The 25,596-nt window shown below is 68.9% G+C and carries 25 protein-coding genes and 1 pseudogene; 19 read left to right on the forward strand and 7 right to left on the reverse strand.

Annotated features, from left to right (window positions below):
* Positions 1 to 161: 161 nt before the first annotated feature.
* From rpsB to DMC61_RS26905, 6 genes and pseudogenes are all read left to right on the forward strand, one after another.
* On the forward strand, positions 162 to 1,034 hold the full coding sequence (rpsB, locus tag DMC61_RS26880) for a 30S ribosomal protein S2 (protein WP_125692232.1): 873 nt from the start codon (positions 162 to 164) through the stop codon (positions 1,032 to 1,034).
* A gap of 92 nt (positions 1,035 to 1,126) precedes the next feature.
* Positions 1,127 to 1,951 carry a translation elongation factor Ts gene (gene tsf, locus DMC61_RS26885; RefSeq protein WP_125692234.1) on the forward strand — a complete coding sequence of 275 codons (825 nt, stop codon included), beginning with the start codon at positions 1,127 to 1,129 and terminating at the stop codon, positions 1,949 to 1,951.
* Between the two features lie 93 nt (positions 1,952 to 2,044).
* Positions 2,045 to 2,788 carry a UMP kinase gene (pyrH, locus tag DMC61_RS26890; RefSeq protein ID WP_016336220.1) on the forward strand — a complete coding sequence of 248 codons (744 nt, stop codon included), beginning with the start codon at positions 2,045 to 2,047 and terminating at the stop codon, positions 2,786 to 2,788.
* Positions 2,789 to 2,839: 51 nt separating this feature from the next.
* Entirely contained in the window at positions 2,840 to 3,397 is a 558-nt protein-coding gene (frr, locus tag DMC61_RS26895; protein ID WP_016336219.1) for a ribosome recycling factor, read from the forward strand.
* A complete protein-coding gene (locus tag DMC61_RS26900) occupies positions 3,397 to 4,293 on the forward strand; it encodes a phosphatidate cytidylyltransferase (protein ID WP_125692236.1) in 897 nt (298 codons plus the stop codon). The genes frr and DMC61_RS26900 overlap by 1 nt, the downstream gene beginning before the upstream one ends.
* 81 nt (positions 4,294 to 4,374) lie before the next feature.
* A pseudogene (locus DMC61_RS26905) lies at positions 4,375 to 5,886 on the forward strand (carboxylesterase/lipase family protein).
* 32 nt (positions 5,887 to 5,918) lie between these two features.
* Here the strand turns inward: DMC61_RS26905 and DMC61_RS26910 are convergent.
* Positions 5,919 to 6,764 carry a VOC family protein gene (locus tag DMC61_RS26910; protein WP_125692238.1) on the reverse strand — a complete coding sequence of 282 codons (846 nt, stop codon included), beginning with the start codon at positions 6,762 to 6,764 and terminating at the stop codon, positions 5,919 to 5,921.
* Between the two features lie 115 nt (positions 6,765 to 6,879).
* Between DMC61_RS26910 and DMC61_RS26915 the strand changes: the two genes are divergently transcribed.
* Positions 6,880 to 7,701 (forward strand): class I SAM-dependent methyltransferase, encoded by an 822-nt coding sequence (locus tag DMC61_RS26915; RefSeq protein WP_125692240.1) that lies wholly within the window; start codon positions 6,880 to 6,882, stop codon positions 7,699 to 7,701.
* On the opposite strand, the gene DMC61_RS26920 is transcribed toward DMC61_RS26915, so the two are convergent.
* Positions 7,665 to 8,252, reverse strand: coding sequence for a PadR family transcriptional regulator (locus DMC61_RS26920; RefSeq protein ID WP_043849088.1), 588 nt, complete (start codon positions 8,250 to 8,252; stop codon positions 7,665 to 7,667). The two genes, DMC61_RS26915 and DMC61_RS26920, sit on opposite strands and share 37 nt — an antisense overlap.
* Before the next feature lie 176 nt (positions 8,253 to 8,428).
* Between DMC61_RS26920 and rlmN the strand changes: the two genes are divergently transcribed.
* A complete protein-coding gene (rlmN, locus tag DMC61_RS26925; RefSeq protein ID WP_063271571.1) occupies positions 8,429 to 9,535 on the forward strand; it encodes a 23S rRNA (adenine(2503)-C(2))-methyltransferase RlmN in 1,107 nt (368 codons plus the stop codon).
* A gap of 33 nt (positions 9,536 to 9,568) precedes the next feature.
* Entirely contained in the window at positions 9,569 to 9,862 is a 294-nt protein-coding gene (locus DMC61_RS26930; RefSeq protein WP_046199848.1) for a hypothetical protein, read from the forward strand.
* A gap of 32 nt (positions 9,863 to 9,894) precedes the next feature.
* Here the strand turns inward: DMC61_RS26930 and DMC61_RS26935 are convergent, their stop codons facing one another.
* Positions 9,895 to 10,479, reverse strand: a complete 585-nt coding sequence (locus DMC61_RS26935) for a dihydrofolate reductase family protein (RefSeq protein ID WP_125692242.1) — start codon at positions 10,477 to 10,479, stop codon at positions 9,895 to 9,897.
* A 190-nt stretch (positions 10,480 to 10,669) separates the two neighbouring features.
* On the opposite strand from DMC61_RS26935, the gene DMC61_RS26940 reads away from it, so the two are divergent.
* Complete coding sequence (locus DMC61_RS26940) at positions 10,670 to 11,485, forward strand: DUF1206 domain-containing protein (RefSeq protein ID WP_125692244.1); 816 nt, start codon at positions 10,670 to 10,672, stop codon at positions 11,483 to 11,485.
* Positions 11,486 to 11,530: 45 nt separating this feature from the next.
* Here the strand turns inward: DMC61_RS26940 and DMC61_RS26945 are convergent, their stop codons facing one another.
* Positions 11,531 to 12,304 carry a helix-turn-helix domain-containing protein gene (locus DMC61_RS26945; RefSeq protein ID WP_125692246.1) on the reverse strand — a complete coding sequence of 258 codons (774 nt, stop codon included), beginning with the start codon at positions 12,302 to 12,304 and terminating at the stop codon, positions 11,531 to 11,533.
* A gap of 91 nt (positions 12,305 to 12,395) precedes the next feature.
* Here DMC61_RS26945 and DMC61_RS26950 point away from each other — a divergent pair, with 91 nt between their 5' ends.
* The 6 genes from DMC61_RS26950 to DMC61_RS26975 all read left to right on the forward strand — a co-directional run bounded on the left by DMC61_RS26950 (position 12,396) and on the right by DMC61_RS26975 (position 18,774).
* Positions 12,396 to 13,190, forward strand: coding sequence for a sulfite exporter TauE/SafE family protein (locus DMC61_RS26950; protein ID WP_125692249.1), 795 nt, complete (start codon positions 12,396 to 12,398; stop codon positions 13,188 to 13,190).
* Positions 13,191 to 13,306: 116 nt separating this feature from the next.
* A complete protein-coding gene (locus tag DMC61_RS26955; protein WP_125692251.1) occupies positions 13,307 to 15,292 on the forward strand; it encodes a peptidase S8/S53 subtilisin kexin sedolisin in 1,986 nt (661 codons plus the stop codon).
* An 80-nt stretch (positions 15,293 to 15,372) separates the two neighbouring features.
* Positions 15,373 to 16,554 carry a cysteine desulfurase-like protein gene (locus tag DMC61_RS26960; protein WP_125692253.1) on the forward strand — a complete coding sequence of 394 codons (1,182 nt, stop codon included), beginning with the start codon at positions 15,373 to 15,375 and terminating at the stop codon, positions 16,552 to 16,554.
* An 80-nt stretch (positions 16,555 to 16,634) separates the two neighbouring features.
* Positions 16,635 to 17,186 carry a hypothetical protein gene (locus tag DMC61_RS26965; protein ID WP_125692255.1) on the forward strand — a complete coding sequence of 184 codons (552 nt, stop codon included), beginning with the start codon at positions 16,635 to 16,637 and terminating at the stop codon, positions 17,184 to 17,186.
* Positions 17,187 to 17,324: 138 nt separating this feature from the next.
* Positions 17,325 to 18,152 (forward strand): acetylxylan esterase, encoded by an 828-nt coding sequence (locus DMC61_RS26970; protein WP_233594959.1) that lies wholly within the window; start codon positions 17,325 to 17,327, stop codon positions 18,150 to 18,152.
* 67 nt (positions 18,153 to 18,219) lie between these two features.
* Positions 18,220 to 18,774, forward strand: a complete 555-nt coding sequence (locus DMC61_RS26975; RefSeq protein ID WP_125692257.1) for an isochorismatase family protein — start codon at positions 18,220 to 18,222, stop codon at positions 18,772 to 18,774.
* A gap of 6 nt (positions 18,775 to 18,780) precedes the next feature.
* On the opposite strand, the gene DMC61_RS26980 is transcribed toward DMC61_RS26975, so the two are convergent.
* Positions 18,781 to 20,214 carry a PP2C family protein-serine/threonine phosphatase gene (locus DMC61_RS26980; protein ID WP_125692258.1) on the reverse strand — a complete coding sequence of 478 codons (1,434 nt, stop codon included), beginning with the start codon at positions 20,212 to 20,214 and terminating at the stop codon, positions 18,781 to 18,783.
* A gap of 338 nt (positions 20,215 to 20,552) precedes the next feature.
* Between DMC61_RS26980 and DMC61_RS26985 the strand changes: the two genes are divergently transcribed.
* Together DMC61_RS26985 and DMC61_RS26990 are read left to right on the forward strand one after the other, a co-directional pair.
* Positions 20,553 to 21,377, forward strand: coding sequence for an ANTAR domain-containing protein (locus DMC61_RS26985; protein WP_370456433.1), 825 nt, complete (start codon positions 20,553 to 20,555; stop codon positions 21,375 to 21,377).
* A gap of 28 nt (positions 21,378 to 21,405) precedes the next feature.
* Positions 21,406 to 22,269 (forward strand): alpha/beta fold hydrolase, encoded by an 864-nt coding sequence (locus DMC61_RS26990; RefSeq protein WP_125692262.1) that lies wholly within the window; start codon positions 21,406 to 21,408, stop codon positions 22,267 to 22,269.
* Between the two features lie 37 nt (positions 22,270 to 22,306).
* Here DMC61_RS26990 and DMC61_RS26995 read toward each other — a convergent pair whose 3' ends face one another.
* Positions 22,307 to 22,648 carry a hypothetical protein gene (locus DMC61_RS26995; RefSeq protein ID WP_043848297.1) on the reverse strand — a complete coding sequence of 114 codons (342 nt, stop codon included), beginning with the start codon at positions 22,646 to 22,648 and terminating at the stop codon, positions 22,307 to 22,309.
* A gap of 163 nt (positions 22,649 to 22,811) precedes the next feature.
* On the reverse strand, positions 22,812 to 24,347 hold the full coding sequence (locus tag DMC61_RS27000; RefSeq protein ID WP_125692263.1) for an alkaline phosphatase: 1,536 nt from the start codon (positions 24,345 to 24,347) through the stop codon (positions 22,812 to 22,814).
* A 348-nt stretch (positions 24,348 to 24,695) separates the two neighbouring features.
* On the opposite strand from DMC61_RS27000, the gene DMC61_RS27010 reads away from it, so the two are divergent.
* The gene (locus DMC61_RS27010; RefSeq protein ID WP_125692265.1) at positions 24,696 to 25,592 is read left to right on the forward strand and encodes an LLM class flavin-dependent oxidoreductase; all 897 of its coding nucleotides are present in this window, start codon (positions 24,696 to 24,698) and stop codon (positions 25,590 to 25,592) included.
* Positions 25,593 to 25,596 lie beyond the last annotated feature (4 nt).

Below are 25,596 nucleotides of genomic sequence, written 5' to 3' on the forward strand. Positions count from 1 at the left end.
GGGGGCACACGGCCCGGCGGTCCTTGGGGTCACTTCGCCACAGGGTCCGGGCCCGAGCATCGGCACCAGGGCGATCGGCCACCCGGCCGAGAGCGACGAACCGAGCAAGCGCGTTCCGGCGGAGCCGGGCGCGCACGACACAGAAGAGGTTGATTCCGGCAATGGCCGTCGTCACCATGAAGCAGCTGCTCGACAGCGGCGTGCACTTCGGGCACCAGACCCGTCGGTGGAACCCGAAGATGAAGCGCTACATCTTCACCGAGCGCAACGGCATCTACATCATCGACCTGCAGCAGACGCTGACGTACATCGACCGTGCGTACGAGTTCATCAAGGAAACCGTCGCGCACGGCGGCACCATCATGTTCGTCGGCACGAAGAAGCAGGCTCAGGAAGCCATCGCCTCCGAGGCCTCGCGCGTGGGCATGCCCTACGTGAACCAGCGCTGGCTCGGCGGCATGCTGACCAACTTCCAGACGGTGCACAAGCGTCTCCTCCGCCTGAAGGAGCTCGAGTCGCAGGAGCAGACCGGTGGTTTCGCCGGCCTGACCAAGCGCGAGATCCTCACGCTCACCCGTGAGAAGGACAAGCTCGAGAAGACCCTCGGCGGTATCCGCGACATGGCCAAGGTGCCGAGCATCGTGTGGATCGTCGACACGAAGAAGGAGCACATCGCCGTCGGCGAGGCTCGCAAGCTGAACATCCCGGTCGTCGCGATCCTGGACACCAACTGCGACCCGGACGAGGTCGACTACCCGATCCCGGGTAACGACGACGCGATCCGTTCGGCCGCGCTGCTGACCAAGGTCGTGGCCGAGGCCGCCGCCGCCGGTCTGATGGCCCGCTCCAGCCGCAACGGTTCCTCCGCCGACGCCAAGCCCGAGGCCGGTGTCGCCACGGACGAGCCGCTGGCCGAGTGGGAGAAGGAGCTGCTGGCCGGCTCCGAGACCGCCGCCGCCGACGCCAAGGAAGCCGCCGCGGCGACCGAAGCGGCCACCGAGGCCCCGGCCGAGCAGGCCACCGCCTCCTCCTGATCCACCCGCTCGTGGGGCCGCCTCCGGGCGGCCCCACGAGTGAATTCCCCAAAAGACTTTCTCGTACCTGAAAAAGGACGGACACACCCACGATGGCGAACTACACCGCCGCAGACGTGAAGCGTCTCCGGGAGCTCACCGGCTCCGGCATGATGAACTGCAAGAAGGCGCTGGAGGAGAACGACGGCGACTTCGACAAGGCCGTCGAGTTCCTGCGCATCAAGGGCGCCAAGGACGTCGGCAAGCGCGCCGAGCGCGCCACCGCCGAGGGCCTCGTCGCCGGTGACGGCGGCGTGCTGATCGAGCTCGACTCCGAGACCGACTTCGTCGCGAAGAACGAGGACTTCCAGGCCCTCGCCGCGAAGATCGTCGAGGTCGCGAAGGCCGAGAAGACCAGCGACGTCGAGAAGCTGAAGGCCGCCTCGCTCGACGGCAAGACCGTCGAGGAGCAGGTCCAGGAGCTGGCCGCCCGCATCGGTGAGAAGCTCGAGCTGCGCCGTGTCGCCGCTTACGAGGGCACCACCACCACGTACCTGCACCGTCGCGGTGCCGACCTTCCGCCCGCCGTCGGCGTGCTCATCGAGTACACCGGTGAGGGCGAGGAGGCCGCCGAGGCCGCCCGCGGCGCCGCCATGCAGGTCGCCGCGCTCAAGGCCAAGTACCTCACCCGCGAAGAGGTCCCGGCCGACGTCGTCGAGAACGAGCGTCGCGTCGCCGAGGCGACCGCCCGCGAAGAGGGCAAGCCGGAGCAGGCCATGCCCAAGATCATCGAGGGCAAGGTCAACGCCTACTACAAGGACAACGTCCTGCTCGAGCAGCCGTCGGTCAAGGACAACAAGAAGACCGTCAAGGCCCTGCTCGACGAGGCCGGCGTGACCGTGAGCCGGTTCGCCCGGTTCGAGGTCGGCCAGGCCTGATCCAGGCGCGGAACACAAGAATCACCACTGTGCCCCGTCTCCGTCCATCGGGGACGGGGCACAGTCGGGTTTCAGAGCATTAGGGAGGGCGACATGGGTGTCCGGGTCGAAGGCGGATACCGGCGGGTGCTGCTGAAACTGGGCGGCGAGATGTTCGGCGGCGGTTCCATCGGGGTTGATCCGGATGTGGTGCACTCGGTCGCCCAGCAGATCGCCGACGTCGCGCGGACGGGCGTGCAGATCGCCGTCGTGATCGGTGGCGGCAACTACTTCCGCGGCGCGGAACTGTCGCAGCGCGGCATGGACCGCGACCGCGCGGACTACATGGCGATGCTCGGCACCGTCATGAACTGCCTGGCGCTGCAGGACTTCCTGGAGAAGGAGGGGCTGCCCACCCGGGTGCAGACCGCCATCACCATGGGACAGGTCGCGGAGCCGTACATCCCGCGCCGTGCCGAGCGTCATCTGGAGAAGGGCCGCGTCGTCATCTTCGGCGCCGGGGTCGGCATGCCGTACTTCTCGACGGACACCGCCGCCGCGCAGCGCGCGCTCGAACTCGGCTGCGAAGCCGTCTTGATGGCGAAGGCCGTCGACGGCGTCTACACCGCGGACCCGAAGAGCGACCCGACCGCCGAGATGTTCCACGAGATCAGCCACCGCGAGGTGCTGGAACGGGACCTCAAGGTCGCCGACGCCACCGCGTTCAGCCTGTGCATGGACAACAACATGCCGATCATCGTGTTCAATCTGCTCACCGAGGGGAACATCGCCCGTGCGGTCAGCGGTGAACGGATCGGCACCCTGGTCGACACCCCCGCCGACGGGGTGTCCGCGTAGTCCTGCTCTGATCTCCGTAATCGGTACGCATACACAACAACGGGAGTTGCCGTGATCGACGAGACCCTCCTCGACGCCGAGGAGAAGATGGAAAAAGCGGTGTCCGTCGCCAAGGAGGACCTGTCGTCGGTACGCACCGGCCGGGCCCACCCCGGGATGTTCTCGCGCATTGTCGTCGAGTACTACGGCGCGCCGACCCCGCTGAACCAGATGGCGAGCGTCAACGTGCCGGAGGCCCGGATGGCGTTGATCAAGCCCTACGACCAGACGCAGCTGAACGCCATCGAGAAGGCGATCCGCGAGTCCGACCTCGGCGTGAACCCGAGCAACGACGGCAACGTGATCCGTATCGTCATCCCGCAGCTCACCGAAGAGCGCCGCAAGGAAATGGTGAAGGTCGCCAAGTCCAAGGGCGAGGACGCCCGCGTCTCGATCCGCAGCGTCCGCCGTAAGGCCAAGGAAGAACTCGACCGGATCAAGAAGGACGGCGAGGCGGGCGAGGACGAGGTCGTCCACGCCGAGAAGGAACTCCAGAACCTCACCGACACCTACACCCACAAGGTGGACGAGCTGGTGAAACACAAGGAAGCCGAGCTACTCGAGGTCTGATGAGCCAGGTGAGCGAGGAACGCGAGGACCGGGTGGACGCCCCGGAACCGGTTCCGGCGGAGAAGCCGGAACCGGCGAAGAAGGTTTCCCGCGCCGGCCGTAACCTGCCCGCCGCGATCGGGGTCGGGCTGCTGCTGGGCGCGGCGATCGTCACGTCCCTGCTCACCGTGCGCTTTCTGTTCATCGGCATCATCGCGATCGCCATCGCGGTCGGCACGATCGAGCTGGCCGGGGCACTGAAGCGCGCGGCGGGTATCCGGATCGCGCTGGTCCCGGTGCTCGTCGGCGGTCAGGCGATGATCTGGCTGGCGTGGCCGTACGGCCGTGAGGGCGCGTTGACGGCGTTCGTGCTGACGGTGCTCGTCTGCCTGCTGTGGCGGTTGCCCGGCGGCGCGGACGGGTATCTGCGCGACATCAGCGCGTCGGTCTTCGCCGCCGCGTACATCCCGCTTTTCGGTGCTTTCGCCGCCATGCTCGTCCCGCCGGACGACGGCGTCGGCCGGGTGCTGGCTTTCATGATCGGTGTCGTCGCCTCGGACACCGGTGGTTACATCGCCGGTGTGCTGGGCGGCAAGCATCCGATGGCGCCCACCATCAGCCCGAAGAAGACCTGGGAAGGTTTCGCCGGTTCCCTCGTGGCCGGTGTGGTCGCCGGCGCGCTGACCCTGAGCCTCCTGCTCGACGGCCACGCCTGGCAGGGTGTGCTCTTCGGTGCGGCGATCGTCTGCACGGCGACACTGGGCGATCTCGTCGAGTCGCTGATCAAACGCGACCTCGGCGTCAAGGACATGGGGAACATGCTGCCGGGGCACGGCGGCTTGATGGACCGGCTCGACTCCTTGCTTCCGTCGGCCGTCGTCTCGTGGTTGCTGCTCTCGGCGTTCGTCCCCGTTTAGCCGAACCCATGTGACAAGCCCGGAATGCTGGGCCAAGGTCGGAATATGCGAACTCGACGGATGAGTAAGCGAATTCTGGCCATGGCACTGAGCGTGGTGACGCTCGGCGCCCTGACGACGACCGTGGCGGAAGCGGGCGAAAGCCCGGTCGTCCGCACGGATTCCGGTCCCGTGCGTGGCGTGAGCGCCGACGGATACCGGAGTTTCCAAGGCATCCCGTTCGCCGCGCCCCCGGTCGGCGACCTGCGCTGGTCACCGCCGCGGAAACCCGCATCGTGGTCCGCCGTGCGGGACGCGAGCAGACCGGGGCCTCGATGCGCCCAGGGCGCGGGGCTCGGATCTCCGCCGAGCGAGGCCGAGGATTGCCTGTATCTCAACGTGATCAGCCCGGCCAAGGCGGAGCGCAAGCCGCGTCCGGTGCTGGTCTGGGTGCACGGTGGCAGCTTCACCTCCGGGGCAGGCAGCGACTACGACTTCAAGCGCATGGCCCTCGGTGGGGACGTCGTCGTGGTGACCGTGAACTACCGGCTGGGAGTCTTCGGCTTCTTCGGGCATCCGGAGCTGGGACGCGACTCCGGCGTCTTCGGCCTTCAAGACCAGCAGGCCGCGCTTCGCTGGGTGCAGCGCAACGCGCGCGCCTTCGGCGGAGATCCGCGGAATGTCACGCTGTTCGGTGAATCCGCCGGTGCGATGAGCACCTGCGCCCAGCTGACCTCGCCGTCGGCGGCGGGGCTGTTCCACCGCGCGATCATCCAGAGCGGTCCGTGCACCCTGACCTGGCCCGACGGCGGGTTCTTCCCCGGCGTGCCCGCGGGTTCGCCGTACCTGCCCCGCACGGACGTCGAGGCGATGGGTGCCGAAGCGGCGAAGAAGCTCGGCTGCGCCGACGTCGCCTGTCTCCGGCGGCTCCCGGTCAAGGATCTGGTGAGCCAGCCGTTCTCGACGCCCGCGTTCGGCACCGGCCTGCTGCCGGAGCATCCGGCCGAGGCGCTGAAGGCGGGGCATTTCGCCCGCGTGCCGGTGCTGACCGGGGTCACCAGGGACGAGGCGAGGCTCTTCGTCGCCTTGTTCCCCGGCCATCCGTTCACCGAGGAGCATTACCGGGGACTGCTGCGGACGGCGTTCGGGGAGAAGGCGCCGCTCGTCTAGGCCCGGTATCCGTCTGCGAAGCACGGCGGCCCGGCGATGGCGTTCGCGGACGCGATGACCGATCGGATCTGGGGTTGCCCGCAGGTGGGGACCGAGCAGTTGCTGCGTCAGCGCACGCGGACCTTCGGTTACGAGTTCGCCGATCGGGACGCTCCGCCGCTCGTTCCCGCGCCACCGGGCATGAATCCCGGCGCCGCCCACGGAAGCGAATTGGCTTATTTGTCTGATTTAACCGGCTTCCCGGCGAAATTGACGCCCGCGCAGCAGGAACTGGCGGGGCAAATGATCCGGTATTGGACCGCGTTCGCGCGCACCGGTGATCCGAACGGCGAGGAACTGCCGAAGTGGCGTCCCTCGCCGCGGACGCAGTCGCTGGCGCCGGGTGTGATCGGCCCGGTCGATCTCGGGGCCGTGCACGACTGCGGTTTCTGGGCCGGCCTCTGACCGAAGAGCCGGGGCGGCCTCGTCGCCCCGGCTCAGTCGTCGTACGGATCGTCGACTTCGGCGGTGCCCCAGCCTTCGACGGCCCGGGAGTGGTCGATCACCGCGAAAACGGAACCGTCCGGGTCGGCGAGGATCGCCATCCGGCCGTACGGGGTGTCGTAGGGCTGGACCACGACCGCGCCGCCGAGCATCAGAGCTTGTCCGGCCGCGGCGTCCGCGCCGCGCGCCGGGTCGAGGGCGAGGTAGACCATCCAGTGCGGGGGAGTGTCCGGCCGGTATTCCGAGCCCATCACGTACCGGTACAGCACCGGTTCGTGCTCGATGAGCCATTCGGCGTAGTCGAGCGAAGCGCCGTCGCCGATCTGGTGGCTGGTGTAGTTGAAAAGGCGGCAGTAGAAGTGATCCGCCGCCGCGCCGTCGTGGGTGTTGAGGTCCGCGCCGCTGAACGTGTTCGGCACCCCCGTCGCGAACTCCCAGGTGGCGGGCGGCTCCCAGAAGACGACATGCGCGCCGCACGCGTCGATGGCGTGCACGATGTTGCCGCGATGGGGGATCGCCATCGGCCCGAGCGTGACCCGGCCACCGAGACTGTCCACCCATTCGGCGGCGGCCGCCGCCTGCTGCACCGAGATGTGGACGCTCCAGCCGGCCGGTCCCTCCGCGCCCGCGCGGTACAGACCACCGGTCGGTACGCCGTTCAGAGTCGCGATCGAGTACCGGCCGGTCGGCGTCGCCGGATCACGCTGGACGACGAACTCCCAGTCGAAAAGCCCGCCGTAGAAGGCTTGTGCGGCCGCTTCGTCTCTGCACGCGAGCTCGATCCAGCACGGGATTCCCGAAGGTATGACGGAAGTGTGGGCGGCCGAGCCAAGCGACATGCGGTTCTCCCTTACCGGTGGGAGTAAAGTCTAGTCGCTGACCGCATTGTTTCCGTTAAAGATTTCGACCCGGATACCCCGGAACCCGGCCCGGTGTCCCTTCGTTGGAGCTTCCGTGCGCTGGTTTCCCCGAGCCCTCTCCTCCGCCCGCCGTGGCGGCGAGGAGGTGCTGCCGAGTCCGAACATCTGGTACTACCAGAAGGCCTACGAGGTCGAGAACCGCGCGCAGGACGTCGAAGACGAGATCTGGCGCGTGCTCGCCGGGGCTCGCGATTGGTCCGGGGCGGACGTCCTCGACATCGGCTGCGGTGACGGTTTCCACCTGCCGCGGTTCGCCGCGACGGCGCGGTCGGTGGTCGGCGTCGAGCCCCATGAGCCGCTCGTCCGTGACGCGCGGAATCGGGTGGCACGGCTGGCGAACGTCGAGGTGCGGCAAGGCCGTGCGCAGCGGCTTCCCCTGCCGGATGCGGCTTTCGACGTCGTCCACGCCCGCACCGCGTACTTCTTCGGCCCCGGTTGTGAACCCGGTCTTCGCGAAGCGGAGCGGGTGTTGCGCCCGGGTGGGCTGATGATGATCGTGGATCTCGATGTGACGAGTGAGCCCTACGGCCGCTGGATGCGCCTGGATCTCCCGCACTACGACCCGCCCGGCGTCGAGAAGTTCTTCGCCCGTCAGGGATTCGACTGCCGCAAGGTGATGACGCGGTGGCTGTTCGAAGACGCCGCCGCGATGGAAGCGGTGCTGAAGATCGAGTTCAGCGCTCCGGTCGCGGCGAAGGCGATCGCGGAGGTCCGGCGGCTCAACGAGGTTTCGTCAAGTGCCGGGGAGAAGCGGGTGACGCTGCCGGTGGGCTATCGCGTGCATACGCGCACCAAGCCCACCGGCCTCGTCGTGCCGGATCACTCCGTGTCCTCGGCCTCGCCGAGGATGCCGTAGATCGTCCGCCGCGCCTCGTTGAGCACGTCGACGGTGCGGGCCTGCTGGCTTTCGCTGCCGGCGTGCATGACCTGCGCCACCGCCGCGGCCAGGGTCGCGCCCGCCTTGCGCAGGTTCACCTCGACCGGGTCGACGTCGTGGGCGATCTGCTCCCACGGCGGGACGGCGTCCTGCTGTTCGGCCGCGGTACGGCCGGATTCGGTGAGCTCGAACAGTTTCTTGCCGTTCTCGTCCTTGCTGATCACCAGGCCTTCGTCGGCCAGCATCTGCAGGGTCGGGTAGACCGAGCCGGGGCTCGGCTTCCAGAAGCCGCCGCTGCGCTCGCCGATCTCGCGGATGATCTCGTAGCCGTGCCTCGGCTGCTCGGAAAGCAGCGCCAGGATCGCCGCGCGGACGTCACCGCGTTTACCGCGCCGTCCGCCGGGGCCGCCGCGACGGCCGTGCCGGTGGCCCGGTCCGCCCGGACCCGGCGGGAAGTCGCCGAAGCCGCCGCGAGCCCAAGGTCCGAAGGCGGGCCGGCCGTGTTCTGGAGGGAAAGGTCGTCGTCGCATGATGTGAATCCTCTCTTCGTAATGTTCCGACTCGTTCACGATATATCGGAAACGGTCGGACGACAACCCCTTTCGCGTGAGTTGGGTCTCAGTGGCTTGTGGTGGCGTGATCTGGGGAACAGGGATCCGGGGCGGCTCGGGTGTGCGAAAGGTGGACATGGGACACTGGGTGAGCTATGACTGCCCTCCCTCTCGTCTTCGACGCGCCCAAGCGCGGCCTCCCGCCGCGCCATCTCGCCGATCTCACCGCCGCCGAGCGGGCCGCGGCCGTCGCCGAGCTGGGTGAGAAGCCGTTCCGCGCGAAGCAGCTTTCGAACCACTACTTCTCGCGGCTCACGGTGGACCCGGAGGAGATGACCGACATCCCGGCGGCGTCACGGGAGAAGCTCGTCGGCGATCTGATGCCGACGCTGCTCACCGAGATCAAGGCGCTCGCCTGCGACGACGGGACCACCCGCAAGACCTTGTGGCGCGCGCACGACGGGACGCTGCTGGAGAGCGTGCTGATGCGCTACCCGGACCGCGCGACCCTGTGCATCTCGAGCCAGGCGGGCTGCGGCATGGCGTGCCCCTTCTGCGCGACCGGGCAGGGCGGCCTCGACCGGAACCTGTCGACCGCGGAGATCGTCGACCAGGTCCGCTCCGCCGCCGCCGTGATGCGCGACGGGCTGATGCCCGGTGGCCCCGGCCGTCTGTCGAACATCGTCTTCATGGGTATGGGCGAGCCGCTCGCGAACTACAAGCGCGTGGTGGCGGCGGTCCGGCGGATCACCGATCCCTCGCCGGAGGGGCTCGGGATCGGTCAGCGTTCGGTGACCGTGTCGACGGTGGGGCTCGCGCCGGCGATCCGGAAGCTGGCGGACGAGAAGATGCAGGTACGCCTGGCGGTTTCGCTGCACACGCCGGACGACGAACTGCGGGACACGCTGGTGCCGGTGAACGAGCGCTGGTCGGTGGACGAGGTCCTGTCCGCCGCTCGGTACTACGCGGACACCTCCGGTCGCCGCGTGTCGATCGAGTACGCATTGATCCGGGACGTCAATGATCAGCCTTGGCGTGCCGAGCTGCTGGCGAAGCGGCTTCGGCAGCACTTGGGCCAGCTGGTGCACGTGAACGTGATCCCGCTGAACCCGACGCCGGGAAGCAAGTGGGACGCCTCGCCGAAGCCGGTGGAGCGGGAATTCGTCCGGCTGGTGAACGCGGGCGGTGTGGCGTGCACGGTACGTGACACGCGTGGTCAGGAGATCGCGGCGGCGTGCGGACAGCTCGCCGCCGAGAACTGAGTTCTTCCTTTCAGTGATGGAGATTTTGTCGTGATGTATGCCCCCAGCCTGCTGGATCCGGCTGCGGAGGAGCTGAAGCTCGCGGACGTGCTCGGCCATGGCGCGACCGGTGTCGCGCGCGAGGCCAGGACGTTGCTCGGTGAGCGGTTCAGCTCGGTGACCTTCATGTACGTCCTGATGCGGGCGTTCGAGGTGGAGTACACCGCGGCGCGGGACGCTTCGCGGTGGCACGAGTTCCACGGCGGACCGTACGCGCTCTCGGACGCCGACCTCGAAGCCCTGCTGGCGCCCTGGCTCGGGACGCCGGCCGCGTCGATCACCGCATAGGCGGGATCGACGCGACCGTCCTTTGTGGATGGTCAGCTCGACTTGTGCCGAGTCGGCCGGTAGACGAGCTCCTGGATACGCCCGTCGAACGTCCGGCTCTCGAGTAGTTCGAGGTCGAAGTCGGCCGCACCCCGGAAGATCGGGCCTGCCCCGGTCCTTCCGGTGATCACCGGGAAGACCGTCACGTGGACGCGATCCACCAGGCCGGCGGCCATCAGCGCCCGGTTCATCGACAGGCTCCCGTGCGAGCGCAGCGGCACTTCGGACTCCTCCTTGAGCCGGGCGACGACGTCGACCGCGTCCCCGCTCACGACGGTCGCGTCCGGCCAGTCGAGCGGCTCCCGCAGCGTGGTCGAGACGACCGTCGCCGGCAGGTGCTTCAGCCGCGAGACCCACGGATCCAGCGCCTCGACGTCCGGGACCTCCGCGTTGAGCATCTCCAGGTTCGTCCGGAACGTGGTGGCACCGAAGACCATCCGCTGCTCCTGGGAGTACAGGGCGAGGCGGTGTTCGAGGAATTCGGGACCCTGCTTGCCCCAGTAGCCGCCCCAATCGCCGGTGTGGGAGCCGAAGCCGTCGAGGCTGGAAAAGACGTCGAACGTGTAGGTCGCGGTCATGATGCTCCTTCGGTGAGTTCGTCTCTCACCCTGGCTACGAACGCGGCCGGCGCGGATAGACATCGGCGACTGGCTGTCCGCTTGGTCGATCGCCGAGTTCCCTCCTCTCGCTGGGCCGGACGGACCAGTCACACGGCGGTCTTCATCGTCGGCGGCGACACTCGATGAAGACTCGAAGGAGGTGGACCGGATGTCCGCGACCAAGGCGAGACAGGTGCGCCACAACAAGGCCGTCCAGGTGTTCGGACGGATCGGCATGGGCTGCTACGGCCTGGTGTATCTGCTCATCGGGTACCTGGCGGTGCGCGTCGCCGTCGGCGGTGGCGGCCAGGAGGCCGACGGACGCGGCGCGATCGCCGAAGTCGGTTCGACGCCGGTGGGCGGGGTGCTGTTGTGGGTACTGGCGGCAGGGCTGGTGGCCTACGGCCTGTGGCAGGGGTTGCTGGCCGCGGTCGGCTACACCTGGATCGACAAGCAGCGCACTCGCACCGTCAAGCGGGTGACGTCCGGAGTGCGGTGCCTGGTGGGGATCTCGCTGGGCGTGTACGCGGCCAAGGTCGCCTTGGGGGCGGGGGAACAGGGCAGTGGCGACCAGAAGCAGCAGGAGTTCACCGCGTGGCTGCTCGGGTTGCCCGCCGGCCCGTTCCTGGTGACCGTGGTGGCCGTCATCGTGTTCGGCGTCGCGGTGGGCTCGGTGGTGAAGGGGATACGCCGGACCTTCGAGCAGGATCTCGACCTCGCGAAGCTCCCGTCGGGGACCCGGCGATGGGTGGAGCGGCTGGGCAGGATCGGTTACGTGGCAAGGGGTTTCGTCTTCGGCGTGGTCGCGGTGCTGGTCGGGTACGCGGCGCTGACGCACGATCCGTCCCGGTCCGGCGGGCTCGACGCCGCCCTGCGGACCTTGGCCGCCCAGCCGTTCGGCACGGTGCTGCTCATCGTGGTGGCCGTGGGGGTCGCGGCCTTCGGTGTGTACTGCGTCGGGGCGGCACGAGCGCAGCGTGGGTGAGCGCCATCAGGCGGGTTTGTCGAGTCTTACTTCGAGACACCGGGTTCAGAGCGCGGACGCGGCGCGGTAGTCCCTCGGCGAGGTGCCGAGGAGCCGGGTGAACATCGTCGAGAACGCGGCGGGGCTCTCGTAGCCGAGCGAGGCGGCGATCGCGGCGATGGGCAGGCCGTCCGACAGCAGTGACAGGGAATGCAGGACGCAGGCCCGCTGCCGCCAGCGGGCGAACCCCATCCCGGTCTCCGCGGTGAAGAGCCGGTTCAGCGTCCGCTCGCTCACGTGCAGCCGTTTCGCCCAGGCGCCGGCCGGATCGTGGATGTCCGGAGAGTCCAAAAAGGACTCGCACAGGGCACGCAGTCGTTCGTGCTTAGGCAGCGGAAGGTCGAGCCGGACTGGGGCGGACCGGCGGATCTCGTGCAGGGTCAGGCCGATGACCGCGGCGTCCCTTCCGCGAGAGGTGTACAGCTCCGGCACGCCGACGGCCTCGTTCAGGAGCTCCCGGAGCAACGCGGACACTTCGACGACCTGGCAGCGGCGCGGGAACCACGGCACCGCCTTCGGCTCGATGTACAGGCTCCGGGTGCTCACGTTCGTCGTGAACACCTGGTGGACGGTCTCCGGCGGGACGAGTACCGCGCGCCGGGTCGGGATGGTCCACGTGCCGTCGGCCGTTTCGACCCGCATCGATCCGGTCGCGCTGTAGAGGAACTGCGCCCGCCGGTGCCGATGCGGGAGGATCCGGTGCCCCGGTGGGTAATCGGTGCGGATCGCCACCACCGCGCGGTCAAGGTGGTCGACCTCGTCGATGGGGATGTCACGCACCTCACCGAGGCTACGCCGGCTGTCCGATCCGCGAAAGAAACTGGCGCCCTTTCGAAAGCCCGCCGTGCCGGTCAGGCCTACCGTCGAGGGAGTGCTGATCGAGATCTCGGTGCTCCTCGGGTTCGGTTGCCTGAGCGGCGTCACCACCGTCCTTTTCGGATTCGGCGGCGGATTCATCACCGTGCCCGTCGTCTACGCCTTCGCGCTCGCCGAGCCGGAACACGCGATGCACGTGGCGGTGGCCACGTCGACCGCGGTGATGGTGGTCAACGCCGGGAGCGCGACCCTCGCCCAGTGGCGGGCGGGGCGGCTCCGCCGCGACTATCTGTGGCCGCTCGTCGCCTTCATCGGCTTGGGCGCCGTGCTAGGGTCCTTCGCCGCCACCATCGCCGACGAGAGCGTCCTGCGCTGGCTCTTCGTCGCCTACCTCGCGCTGACCATCGCCGACAGCATCGTCCGGAAGGGTTTCGTGAGCAGGCGGGACGACGACCGGCCGCGTGCTCTCGGCGGGATCACCACCACCGCGGGCGGGACCGGGATCGGTGCCGTGGCGAGCTTCCTCGGCGTCGGGGGCAGCGTCCTCACCGTGCCGCTCATGCGGCGCAAGGGACTGCCGATGGCCGACGCGACCGCGCTGGCGAACCCGCTGAGCCTGCCCGTGGCGGTGATCGGCACGGCCGTCTACGCCTTCGCGGCGACGGGCACGGTTTCGGGCACCGCTCATCTCGGCTACGTCGACCTGGTGGCCGCGGGCGCGCTGCTGTGCGGGTCGCTGCCGGCCATCGCCGTGACCCGCCGGGTGGTCGGCCGGATCCCGGACCGTGCGCACGCGATCGCGTACCTCGCTCTGCTCGTCGCCGCACTGATCGCGATAGTCATCCGATGAGTTCTCGGTAAGTCAAGTCTTGACAAGGCATAGCGAAGATGGGAAGGGGTTATCGCCAGGCAAAGATCCGACGAATCCTCTATCTCTTTTTCGGAACTTGCGCCAAGATCTCCCGCATGAAACTGAGATCGATCACCAAACGCATGTTCGTTCTCGGGCTGCTGACGGTTCTCGGCACCACCGGGGCGACGTCGGTGGCCACCGCCGAACCCCAGTCGCCGCCCGCCGACGTCAACGCGACCGGGCTGCCGCGCGGCGGCTGGGAACCGATCGGCCCGAACAGCGTCGGCGGGCTGCTCGCCGCTTCGCCCGCCGGGCTGGCGATGATGCAGCCGAGCCCGCCCGCCCTGTGGCTCTCCGGCGACCGCGGAGCCTCGTGGAGCGTGCGCCGCGGACTGCCGCAAGACACCTCCATCCAGGGATTCTTCGTCGATCCGGCGAACCCCGACCGGATGCTCGCGGTGGGCAACAAACCGGCGGGCTTCCTCGGTGAATGGCGCGGCGTGCTGGTGCGGACCACCGACCGCGGCCAGACCTGGGAGACCCTGCGCGAGTGGTACCCCGACGGCGCGTTCGGCATGGCCACGGACCCGACGGGCCGGGTCGTCGTGGTGCAGAACCTCGATTCGCTGAGCGTCAGCACCGACGGCGGCGAGCACTGGAACGACGTGCCGAGGACCTGGCCGCGCGAGGGCAACGCCGCACCGGTCGGCGCGCTCAAACTCACGATGGTCGGCGACGACGCCTACCTCACGACGGTCTACCCGGAGTACGCGCTGTGGGTGGTCCGCGGGGTCAGCGGCAAGGAGCCGCAGGCCGAACTCGTCTACCGGACCAACGGCGAGATCAACCAGGTCGCTTCGGACGGCAAGCGATTCGTGGTCACGATCGGCTCCGAACTGCACGGTTCCACCGACGGTGGCAAGACCTGGACCGTGCTGCGCCGCGATCCCGGCGAGCAGACCCTGCGCGAACCGCGCTTCCTCGGCGGACGGCTCTACGTGTCGACGTATAACGACATAGACGTCACCGCGGACTTCGGCCGCACCTGGACCCGCAAACCGGTGCCCGCCGCGGGCGAAGGCGTCAGCGACATGATCGATCTCCCCGCCGGGCCGGGCAAACCCGCCACCACGCTGATCTCCTCGCTCTACCGCGGGGTGTACGCGGACGAGGGCAAGCGGGGTTACCGGCAGGTCGGTGTCCCCGGCGAGTCCATCCGCGACCTCGTGACCACCGGCAACCTGGTGCGCGAGAGCGTCGTCGCGGCGGGTGTGCAGGAGATCTACAACACCCCGCTCCCGCGCGGCAAGGTGGCCGCGGCGGACCGCGTCTGGCAGTCGCACCCGACCGACCGGCTGCACGAGGACGCGCGCCTGTCCGTCTCGCCGAGCCGTCCGGACGTCGTCTGGCAGGTCACCCGCAACGGATTCTCGCTCGACGTGCTCCGCAGTGGTGACGGCGGGCGGACCTGGCAGTTCGCGGCGAAGGCGAAGGAAGGCCTTCCGAGGACGATCTTCGCCCACCCGGCCGACCCGGACCGGGTGCTCGTCTCGGCCTTCGCGCCCACCGGCTACGTGCTCTACCGCAGTAACGATGCCGGGAAGACCTGGGAAAAGCTCGCGGTCGACAACGGCTTCATCGCGTTCGCCGGTGATCCGTGGAACCCGGACCGCGTCTGGGGTGGGGACACCGACGGCTTGTCCCGGTCGGACGATGGCGGCAAGACCTGGACCCACGTCACCAGCGACCCGGTCAGCTCGATCTCGATCAGCCGATGGGGTGGCGGGCGCATGCTCGTGGGCGGCGCCGGCATCCACCTGAGCGAGGACGGCGGCAAGACGTTCCGCCGGGTCCTCGACGGCGAGGACCCCCGTGAGATCAGCCGGATCCTGCCGCATCCGTTCGACTTCCGGGTGTGGTTCGCGAGCAACGCGACCGGCGGCGGGGTGCTGCGCAGCACGGACTTCGGCCGCACCTGGTCGCCCGTGCCCGGCGCGCTGCCCGATCCCAGGGTGCTCTCCCTGGCGGTCAGCGCGGACGGCCGGTATCTGTTCGCCGGCACCGCGCAGTCCGGCGCGTACCGCCTGACGCTGTACTGAGTCCGAGACGCTTCGTGGCCGGAGGAAGTTCCGGCCACGAAGCGTTTACGCGTGCCTCGCCGGATGTCAGAGTCGGGGACATGGCCATCGATGTCGCCGCCCTCCGGCTGCACTTCCCTTCCCTCGCCGACGGAACCGCCTTCTTCGACGGACCCGCGGGTACCCAGACACCCCGGGCCGTCGCCGACGCCATCGCCGGAACGCTGACCGGTCCGTTGTCGAACCGGGGCAAGGTCAGTCCGTCCGAACTCAACGCGGAGAACGCCGTCTCGGGTTTCCGCGCCGCCTATGCGGACTTCCTCGGCGTGCCTGCCGAAGGCGTCGTCCACGGCCGCAGCGCCACCCAGCTGACGTACGACTTTTCCCGGCATCTGGCCAAAAACTGGCGCGAGGGCGACGAGATCGTCGTCAGCCGTCTCGATCACGACGCCAACGTCCGGCCGTGGGTCCAGGCGGCCGAGCGAGCCGGGATGACCGTTCGCCGGCTCGACATCGATCCCGAAACCACCGAACTCGACCTCGATTCCCTTGTTCTCACCGAACGGACGAAGCTGGTCGCGGTCACGGCGGCCTCGAACGTCCTCGGCACCAAACCGCCGATCCGCCGGATCGCCGACCTCGCCCACGACGCCGGGGCGCTGGTGTTCGTGGACGGGGTGCACTACGCCGCCCACGAACTGGTCGACGTGCCCGCGCTCGGAGCGGACTTCTTCGTCTGCTCGCCGTACAAGTTCCTCGGCCCGCACTGCGGAGTGCTCGGCGCGTCGCCCGCCCTGCTCGAAACCGTCGAGCCGGACAAGCTCGTGCCGTCGCCCGATGCCGTGCCCGAGCGGTTCGAATTCGGGACGCTGCCCTACGAGATGCTCGCGGGCGCCACGGCTGCGGTGGACTTCCTCGCCGCGCTGGACCCCGGGCCGGGCGCATCACGGCGCGAACGGCTCGCGCATTCGATGAACTCGTTGCACGAGCACGAAAGCGCGTTGCGCGCCAGGCTGGAGAACGGACTGGGCGATGCCGTCACCGTGCACTGCAAGGCGGCGGACCGGACTCCGACCGTTCTCATGAGCCTCGGCGGCCGCGAGCGCGAGGCGCAACGGCTTCTCGCCGAAAGGAACGTCGTCGCACCGGCGGGATCCTTCTACGCCTACGAGGTCTTCGCGGCCTTGAAGCTGGAGGACCCGGCGCTCCGGGTCGGGCTGGCACCGTACACCAGTGCGGAAGACGTCGACAGGTTGCTGGACGGGCTTTCGACGTTCGGGTGAGGACCACAGTGGACAGTCGGGCGTAACTCGAACAGGTTGGATTTCCACGCCGTCACCAGGAGCCGTATTACCGTTCGGTCATGATCGACAACGGGAGGTTCGCGATGCGTTTCCGGTCGGTGGCCGCTTCTGTTCTTCTCGGTTGCGCGCTGTGCGTGGCGCCCGCGGCGCTCGGGGAGGGCCCCTCTTCGCTCGCGATCCAGCCTTGTCCCGAGGTCAACGACCCACCCGACTACAAGATCTCGAACGGCGCCAAGGCCTGGATGAAGACCAATCTGCGCAGCGACTACCTGCGCGGGCCGGGCACGATCACCTACAACAAGACGACGACCTCCTCGGTCAACGCCTCCATCACCGGCACGACCAGCGCCGAGGCGGGCGTCATCTTCGCGAAGGCGAGTGTCTCGCTGGCGGTGAGCGTCGGTGCGAGTTACTCGAAGGCCGATTCCTGGTCCTACGCCGCGACCGTGCCCGCGGGGAAGACGTTGCGGCTGCAGCAGTACAAGGAAGGCCGTTCCTTCACCGTGCAGAAGTACCGGATCGTCCCGCCCTGCAAGGTGAAGTACCTCTGGAAGAAGAACGCCGTCGCGCCGGTGAAGAGCCCGAGCTATCTGTGGCAGCTCGTCGGCTGACCTCCGCTTTGGGGCCGATCACAAGACCCGCCCGCGCGATCTTGTGATCGGCCCCATGGACGTACGGTGACCGTACCGACACCCTGGGATGGAACGCCGAGGGCGACGGGGCCCTGGCAGAACGGGACGGTGACCACCATGGGGAGACTTCGCACACGGATCCTGATCGCCGGCATGGTCGCGCTCGCCACCGTCGGCCTCGCGCCCACCGCGTCGGCCGCGACCGGTATCGACACCCGGTGGAGCGAACCAGGCCCCTACGCGGTGACGGTCGAAGCCCTCGACAGCGCCCACACCGTGTACCGGCCTTCGCGGCTGGAGAGGCATCCGGTGATCCTGTGGGGCAACGGGACCGGTGCGAACCCGAAGATCTATGACGGCCTGCTGCGGCATCTGGCCTCCCACGGTTTCGTCGTCGCGGCGGCCGACACCCCGAACGCCGGTTCGGGGCAGGAGATGCTGGCCGGAGCCACGACCTTGATCGCCGAGAACTCCCGTCCCGGCAGCCGCTACGAGGGGAAGATCGACACCGCGCACATCGGCGCCACCGGCCATTCCCAGGGCGGAGGTGGGGCGATCGTCGCCGGAGCCGACTCGCGTGTCACCACCACGGTTCCGATCGAGCCGGGACCGCAGGGCTCCGCCACGGCGCTCAAGGGCCCTTCGTTCTTCCTCGGCGGCCAGTTCGACACCGTCGTCGTCCCCGCGCTGCTGGTCGTCCCGCGATACCGCCTCGCGGACCAGGTCCCCGCGATCTACGGCGAACTCGGCGGGGCGACCCACTTCACGCCCGTCGGTGACGGGGGCGGGTTCCGCGGCGCGATCACGGCGTGGTTCCGGTTCTGGCTTTCCGGCGACGAGCGGGCCCGCGCGGAATTCTTCGGCCCGTCCTGCGGACTGTGCGGTGACGGCGCGTGGTCCGATGTCCGGCGCAACGCAAAGGCGCTGGCCGTTCCGGGAGCTTGATCGCGGTTCTTGTCGGTGCTCCGGTCTAGGGTCTGCCTCAGCAGCCTGACCTGGAGGGATACCCGTCATGACCACTCTCGACAACCGGCCGAACACCGCGCTCCTGGTCGTCGACGTGCAGAACGCCGTCGTCGAAGACGGATACGAGCGCGACGCCGTGGTCGCGAAGATCGGCGGTCTCGTCGGCAGGGCACGGCGGGAAGGCGTCCCGGTCGTCTGGGTGCAGCATTCCGACGAGGAGCTCGTGCGAGGGAGCGAGGAGTGGCGCATCGTCGGCGAGCTGGACCAGGAAGACACCGAGCCGGTCGTCGAAAAGTCCTACGGGGACTCGTTCGAGGACACCGATCTGGAGAAGGTGCTGGCCGAACGCGGTGTCGGACGGCTCGTGGTCGTCGGGGCCGAGACCGACGCCTGCATCCGTTCGACGCTGCACGGTGCCATCGTCCGCGGGTACGACGCGACGCTGGTCGGCGACGCGCATACGACGATGGACAAGACCGAGTGGGGCGGAATCGCGCCGGAACTGGTCATCGCGCACACGAATCTGTACTGGCGGCATCAGGCGGCGCCCGGCCGTAAGGGAGGGACGGTGATGACCGAAGACGTCGATTTCAGCGGCTGAGCCGCTTCACGGCGTTCCCGGCCAGTGAGCGAGCAGCAGACCGGCGTCACCGGCGAAAGTGTTGTGGCAGTGGGATTTCACCGCCTGCAGCACGCGACGGGCGATTTCGGGCGGTACGTGTCCGGCGTTGGCGTCCAGGCAGCCGGCGAGCGAGAACCGCGCGCCGTCGGCGGAGCGCGCTTCCGAGAGGCCTTCGGTGTGCAGGGCGAGGAGATCTCCGGGGCGGAGCCGGGTGGTCGAGACACGCCCAGGCGTCCCGGCGCCGAACGGTGATCGCGGCGCACTGTCCACTGTGGCCGGTTCGGGGCCGCTGCCGAGCACGATCGGTGCCTTGCCGCCGGCTTCGAGGTGACGCAGGTCCCCGCGGGCGAGGTCCACTTCGGCCAGGGTGCCACGGACCTCCGCGCCGGCCCCGAACTGCGCTGAAAGCGCTTTGTCGACAGCGCTTTCTTGGCCGTGCAGCCCGTGGCCTTCGCGGCGGGCGGACCGGTAGGCGGCGAGTGCCGCCGACACCATCAGGCCCGCGGACCCGGTGTCGCGGCCCGCGTCGAAGATCGCCAGCCACGCTGTCGTTTCGGAGAGGGCGTAGTCGAAGGTGACGCTGCGAACGTCATAGGCGGGCTCGACACCGCCTGCCACCACGACGTCGCGTGTCGCCGCCGTCAACGGCGGAAGGTGATGCCAGAGCAACTCGGCGGTGGGGCCGCGCCGTCGGCTGCGACGCGTCATGTCGAGGCCGTCGCCGTAGCGCATCGCGGCGGCGATGAGATGGCCGGACAGCGACGCGAGCCAGTGGCACTGCGTGCGCAGCGCGGGGTCGTTGAGATCGGTGTTCGCACCCGCTTCGACTTCGAGCACGCCCATGCGCTCGTCGCCGTCCAGCAGCGTGGTCCACAGGCGCTGCCCGGTGGGGTCTTCGGCCAGCATGGTGCCCGCGTTCCGGTACGCCTGCCCGGCGGTGCTGCCTTCGATGGCCAGCGGTACCCGTCCGGACGGCTGATCGGGAAACGGGATGAGCCGGTGCTGGTCGTAGTCGGCGAGATAGACGGCGATCCGGAGGTCCAGCGCGCGCCCCGCCGCGGCGATGACCCCGGGCAGCCGCTCCGGGGGGACCCGGTGGGCACCGTCGAGGAGTTCCACCAGCGCGGCCAAGGGGCCGCGAGGACGGGTGTCGTCGCCGGTCTCGCGGCTGTACGGTGCCCGTCGTGTGCCGGAGATCTCGTCGAGGCGCTCGTTGACCGCGTGGGCCACCATGTCCCGCTGAATCCTGGGCAGGGGAAGCAGCCCCTGCAGGAATGCCTCCAGTTCCACTTCGCTGACGTCACCGCCGAGCGCGAAATACCTCACCCACAGCTGCTCCACCGTGAGCCCGGTGCGCGCGAAGCAGGCTGCGACGATCCGTCGCTGCTCCTCGGCCTGGAGCGAGGACACAGTGACCACCCCCGGGGTTCTCGGCGATACCGCGCCCGGATACCAACCGTGACCCCGGATGAAACATCGCCGGGAGGACATCGCGTTACGCCAGGTGGCCGAGCGGTGCGCCACGGCACGGCCGGAAGAGGTGATCCGGGACGGGCCGAACGTGGGTCGCGGTAGGCGGGGTGATCGCATTCGGCTAAGGTCGGCTTCCGAAAGCGGTTCTGAGCGTTGAGAAGTTAGCGCCGATCCGCCGGTAACCGGGTTGGTTGCGGCGGTTGATGGTGCGCGCTCGGCGCCGGTTCCCGCCGGTGGCTCCCGTGGTGCATCACGCCGATGTGCAGAAGTGGGAGAGGCGGGCTTTGGACGATGAAATCGACTGGCAGCGGGACAAGAACCGATTCGTCGAGGATGCCGGCGACGGCGAACTGCCGGTGACCTCCGAAAGCGGCGCCCGGCTCCTCGCCGGGCCACTGGTCAACCAGTTCGTGTCCCTGACCAGGGCGCTGCTGGATTCCGGTTCGATCGCCGCGGTACTCGAACGAGTGGTCTTCGCGACGCGTGATCTGGTGCCGGGTGCGGATCTGGTCAGCGTCACCCTGCTCGATCCCGACGGGGGATTCCACACGCCGATGGCGACCGACGAGATCGCCGGCGAACTGGACCAGTTGCAGTATCAGTACGGCGAGGGTGCCTGTGTCGAAGCGGCGCGGGTTTCCGGGCCGGCGGCGGCCTTCAGCGACAACCTCGCGGAAGACGCCCGGTGGCCGCGTTTCGGCCCCGCCGCCGCGGCGCTCGGGTTCCACTCGCTGGTCTCGACGGCCTTGCTGCCGGAAGCGTCGAGTTCACAGCTTTCCGGCGCGCTGAACGTCTACTCGCGCCGCCCGCACGGCATCGCCAGGACCGACCGCGACGTGCTGTTGCTGCTGGCGACGCACGCGTCGCTGGCTTTGGCGACGACGCACGCCGTCACGCGCGGTCAGCTCCAGGAGGAGCAGCTCCAGCAGGCGCTGGACAGCAGGGACGCGATCGGGCAGGCCAAGGGCATCCTGATGGCCCGGCGCGGGATCGACGCCGCGGAGGCGTTCGAAGTGCTGCGGCACACATCGCAGAACATGAACGTCAAACTCCGGGAACTGGCGGAGATGCTGTCCAAACGGCATGCGGAACTGCAGTTGCCCGACTGACCGGGCGGCCGCCGCTACCATCGCGATCATGGGTTTCGGCGAGCTGGAGTTGTCGCGGACGTTCGAGTGGCGTGGCCGTTCGGTGGTGTGGGAACGCCTCGGCGAAGGCGCCCCGGTGGTGCTGTGCCACGGGACACCGTGGTCGGCACAACTGTGGGCGCCTTTCGCGCGAGCGCTCAGCGAGGAGTTCACCGTCCACGTCTGGGACATGCCCGGATACGGTGGTTCGTCGAAGGATCCCGGCCACGCCGTCGATCTCGGCACGCAGGGCGAGCTTTTCGCCGACCTCCTCACGCATTGGGGGCTGAGCGCTCCGCACGTGATCGCCCACGACTACGGCGGAGCCGTTTCGCTGCGCGCGAAGCTGTTGCACGGGGCGGAGTACGCCTCGCTCGCGCTGGTGGACGTCGTCGCGCTGCGGCCGTGGGGCTCGGAGTTCTTCCGGCTCGTCGCCGAGAACGCCGAGGTGTTCCAGGCGCAGCCCCCGACGGTGCACAGGGGTGCGCTCGAGTCCTACATCGGCACGGCCTCCCATCGTGGTCTCACCGGCGCGCAACTGGCCACGCTGACCGGACCTTGGCTGGGCGAGGAGGGCCAACGCGCCTTCTACCGGCAGATCGCCGAGGCGGACGTCCGGTACACCGACGAGATCCAGGATCGCTATCCGGAACTCGCGTTACCGGTGAAGGTGATCTGGGGAGCGGACGACACGTGGATCCCGGTGGATCGCGCGGAACAGCTCGCCGGCGCGATTCCGGGTGCCCTCCTCGACGTCATTCCCGATGCGGGGCATTTGATCCAGTACGACGCGCCGGTCGAACTGGCCTTTTCCCTGCACCGGTGGCTCACCGCGGAAGTGGGCCGGTGGGGACCAGCCGGGAGCGGACGCTGAAAGGCGCCGCCAAGATCAACATCGTTTCATTCGGATATTAGAAGTCGTCTACGTGATATCCGGCGACGTAGGCGCTCGAAAGCAGGGCGCCGTGACATTCCGCGGTCGAGGGGCCGAAACCGATCGGCACCCAATGTCCGACGGTGTACCAAAAGGAGGATCCGGACGCGCAGTGGGCGACCACCCGGTACGTTTCCGAGTGTCTGGGCAGGGAGAAGCAGGTCATCGAAATGCCCTCGCCGAAGAGGATTCCGTAGCGATTGCTGTCGCATCCGTACGGCGGGAACTGGCCTTCGGTCGCCGCGGCGGCCGGCGATGCGGCCAGGAATCCGGCCGCCGAAAAGGCGGCCATGGCTAAAGCGGCGATTTTCTTCTTCATTGTTTCTCCCGCGTCTGGTGCCCAGTGGAAAGGCCAGATTAGCCGCACGGAAGAATTGTCGTGAATTCATCGGGCAGGTGAAACGAGAACGCGTGCGGTGAGCCGCGCTGCTCCGAAAGGGCGGCGCCCGCCCCTCTTCTGAGTTCCCGGCTCCCCTTTTGGCCTAGCGTCGCCGGTACTGTGCCGGAGACGTGCTGGTGGACCGGTCCTCATAGGATCCGGGCCTGCCGCGGTCGACGTGGAACGTCGTCAGGGTGCTCACCGGGGAACGCGGGTCGCGCCGGTCGCCGATCACCCGCATATGCGTACTCCAGCGGCGCGGGGTGACCTCGTAGACGTCGTAGCCGTACCGGTCGCCTTCGAAGTACTTGAGGTGCGGGTTCGCCGCGCCCATCTTCGGCCCGTTCGTGGCGTTCCACTCGGGGGAGTAGGCGCCGGAGCTGATCGAATGCGCGGTGAACTCCGTGCCGATCACCGGGGTGGCGGGGTCCGCGAAGTCCGGGCGGATGTCGTCGACGAACGCGGAATGCCAGTCGCCGGTGATCACCACGAGGTCTTCGAGGCCGCTCTGCGCCACGTGGGTCAGCACCTCCTTACGTTCGGCGAGGAAGCCGTCCCACTGGTCCGTGAACATGTAGCCGCCGCCGGGCTTCGCCAGCTGGCTCAGCATGATCGAGTTCACCCAGCAGTGCCAGGCCTCGCCCGCGCCGGTCACCTGGTCCTTGAGCCACGCCTTCTGGTCCGCGCCGAGGATCGTGCCGTCGGGCAGGTTCTGCGCCGACCGGTACTGCCGCAAGTCCAAAATGGACAGATCGAGGAGGTCGCCCCAGTGGCGCTGCCGGTGGATCCTCGGCGTCGAGGGGTGGTCCGGGCGCACCGGCATGTGCTCGAACCAGGCCTGATACGCCGCCGAGCGCCGCGCCCGCAACGACGGGGTGGTGCCGCTGTAGTCGTTGACGACCTCGTGATCGTCCCAGGTGATGAACCAGGGGTGGGCCGCGTGGGCGTCCCGCAGCGAGGGGTCGGATTTGTAGAGCGCGTGCCGCCGCCGGTACGCCGGCAGGGTCAGCACCTCGGGGCCTTCGTGGTCGCGCAGCGGGTTGCCGCCGACCTGACCGTGCTCGTAGACGTAGTCACCGAGGTGGACGACGAAATCGAGCTCCTCCCGCGCGATCCCGGCGTGCGCCGCGTAGAACCCGTCGTGGAACGCCTGGCAGTTCGCCGAGGCGAACCGCACCCGCCGGACCGGTCCGACCGGCGCGGTGCGGGTGCGGCCGACCCGGCTGACCTTGCCGAGCGCGTGGAAGCGGTAGTAGTACTGCGCGCCCGGCTCCAGCCCGGACACCGGGACGTGCACGCTGTGCCCGAGCCCGGCGGTGGCGGCCGTCGTCCCGCGCGCCACGCGGCGGCGGAACCCGCGATCGGTGGCGACCTCCCAGCCGACCTCGACGGTGTCGTCCAGCGGCTGCTCGAACTCCATCGGCTTCGGCGCGAGCCTGGTCCACAGCGCCACGCCGTACGGGACCGGGTCGCCGGACGCGACGCCGAGCGTGAACGGCGCCTCGTCCCAGGTCGCGCCCAGCGCGACGGCGGCCTCCTCGGCCTGCGCGACCGTCATCCGCGAACTCAACGGCCAGGCCAGCCCCAGCGCACCGGCGGTGGCGGCGCCTCGCAACAGGTCCCGGCGGTTCACGGACATCGGTGGTCTCCTCGGCGCTCGGCGGATCGCTCTCCGACACCGAACACCGCCGAGATGACCGCAGGCCGACGCGGGGAAGAACAGTACGGTCACCTCAGACGGTGATGACGACCTTGCCGCTCGTATGTGAGCGCGCGCAGGGTGAGCGCCTTGCAGGTGCCCACACCGCCGCCCGCGCCGATGACCCGGTCCTTGCCCTGGAGTGCTTGGAGCGCGGTGGAAGCGGAGATGGGACGGCCGCGGCTTCGTCGAAGCCGAGCCTTCCGGGCGATTTTGTCCACTGTGGCCAGTGCGCACCGGACTAGTTCGTGATACAAATAGTGCGTACTACGAACTTAAGGAGTGGTGATGGCACTGTTCGGATTCGGCCTCGAGACCGGCGTCGGCGAGGTGGACGAGCTTCTGCGGCACGCCGAGCAGGCCGACCGCGCGGGTCTTGACCTGGTCAGCTTGTCCGATCATCCGTACTTCGCCGACCGGCTGGACGCCTACGCGGCGTTGGGCGTGATCCTCGGCAGGACTTCGCACGTGACGGCCGCCGTCAACGTCACCAACCTGCCGAGCCGTCCCGCGCCGATGCTGGCGAGGACGATCACGTCGCTTTCGGCGCTGTCGGGCGGTCGTGTCGCGCTCGGAATCGGTGCGGGCGGGCTCTGGAAGGAGATCGCCAAACTCGGGGTAGAGCACCGGACGCCCGCCGAGGCGGTCCGGGCGATGGGCGAGGCGATCACCCTGGTCAAGGCGCTTTCCGGCGGCGGGGAGCCGGTGACGTTCGAGGGGGAGTTCTACTCCGTCGACGGCCTGGTGCCGGCGGCCGCGGCCGCGCCGCCGGTCTGGACGGGCGCGGTCGGGCCCAAATCCCTCGCGGTGACCGGAAAACTGGCCGACGGCTGGATCCCGGGGCACGCCGCCGACTGGCTCAGCCCTCGGTTCGCCGAGTCGCGTCCGGTGATCGACCAGGCGGCCGTCGACGCGGGCCGCGACCCCGGTGAGATCGCGACCATCTACAACTTCCCTGGCCGCATAACGGAAAACCCGGTGGCGTCCCCGCGTGACGACGACGGGCGCTGGGTCGGTGGTTCGCCGGAGCAGTGGGTCGGGGAACTGGTGTCGGCGGTGCGCGACCACGGTGCGGCGGGGTTCATCTACTTCCCGGTCGAGGACGGGACTTCCACCGACAGCGCGCTCGGCCGCTGGGGGAACGAGGTCGTCCCCGCGGTGCGTGAGGAGCTGGCCCGAGGCTGACCAG

The sequence above is a fragment of the Amycolatopsis sp. WAC 04169 genome, from assembly GCF_003947535.1.
GTDB lineage: Bacteria > Actinomycetota > Actinomycetes > Mycobacteriales > Pseudonocardiaceae > Amycolatopsis > Amycolatopsis keratiniphila.

Excerpts from the sequence above, each read along its gene's own strand:
- rpsB (WP_125692232.1), top strand. The coding sequence starts at position 162 with ATGGCCGTCGTCACCATGAAGCAGCTGCTCGACAGCGGCGTGCACTTC.
- tsf (WP_125692234.1), top strand. The coding sequence starts at position 1,127 with ATGGCGAACTACACCGCCGCAGACGTGAAGCGTCTCCGGGAGCTCACC.
- pyrH (WP_016336220.1), top strand. The coding sequence starts at position 2,045 with ATGGGTGTCCGGGTCGAAGGCGGATACCGGCGGGTGCTGCTGAAACTG.
- DMC61_RS26900 (WP_125692236.1), top strand. The coding sequence starts at position 3,397 with ATGAGCCAGGTGAGCGAGGAACGCGAGGACCGGGTGGACGCCCCGGAA.
- DMC61_RS26910 (WP_125692238.1), bottom strand. The coding sequence starts at position 6,764 with ATGTCGCTTGGCTCGGCCGCCCACACTTCCGTCATACCTTCGGGAATC.
- DMC61_RS26920 (WP_043849088.1), bottom strand. The coding sequence starts at position 8,252 with ATGCGACGACGACCTTTCCCTCCAGAACACGGCCGGCCCGCCTTCGGA.
- rlmN (WP_063271571.1), top strand. The coding sequence starts at position 8,429 with ATGACTGCCCTCCCTCTCGTCTTCGACGCGCCCAAGCGCGGCCTCCCG.
- DMC61_RS26930 (WP_046199848.1), top strand. The coding sequence starts at position 9,569 with ATGTATGCCCCCAGCCTGCTGGATCCGGCTGCGGAGGAGCTGAAGCTC.
- DMC61_RS26935 (WP_125692242.1), bottom strand. The coding sequence starts at position 10,479 with ATGACCGCGACCTACACGTTCGACGTCTTTTCCAGCCTCGACGGCTTC.
- DMC61_RS26940 (WP_125692244.1), top strand. The coding sequence starts at position 10,670 with ATGTCCGCGACCAAGGCGAGACAGGTGCGCCACAACAAGGCCGTCCAG.
- DMC61_RS26955 (WP_125692251.1), top strand. The coding sequence starts at position 13,307 with ATGAAACTGAGATCGATCACCAAACGCATGTTCGTTCTCGGGCTGCTG.
- DMC61_RS26960 (WP_125692253.1), top strand. The coding sequence starts at position 15,373 with ATGGCCATCGATGTCGCCGCCCTCCGGCTGCACTTCCCTTCCCTCGCC.
- DMC61_RS26965 (WP_125692255.1), top strand. The coding sequence starts at position 16,635 with ATGATCGACAACGGGAGGTTCGCGATGCGTTTCCGGTCGGTGGCCGCT.
- DMC61_RS26970 (WP_233594959.1), top strand. The coding sequence starts at position 17,325 with ATGGGGAGACTTCGCACACGGATCCTGATCGCCGGCATGGTCGCGCTC.
- DMC61_RS26975 (WP_125692257.1), top strand. The coding sequence starts at position 18,220 with ATGACCACTCTCGACAACCGGCCGAACACCGCGCTCCTGGTCGTCGAC.
- DMC61_RS26990 (WP_125692262.1), top strand. The coding sequence starts at position 21,406 with ATGGGTTTCGGCGAGCTGGAGTTGTCGCGGACGTTCGAGTGGCGTGGC.
- DMC61_RS26995 (WP_043848297.1), bottom strand. The coding sequence starts at position 22,648 with ATGAAGAAGAAAATCGCCGCTTTAGCCATGGCCGCCTTTTCGGCGGCC.
- DMC61_RS27000 (WP_125692263.1), bottom strand. The coding sequence starts at position 24,347 with ATGTCCGTGAACCGCCGGGACCTGTTGCGAGGCGCCGCCACCGCCGGT.
- DMC61_RS27010 (WP_125692265.1), top strand. The coding sequence starts at position 24,696 with ATGGCACTGTTCGGATTCGGCCTCGAGACCGGCGTCGGCGAGGTGGAC.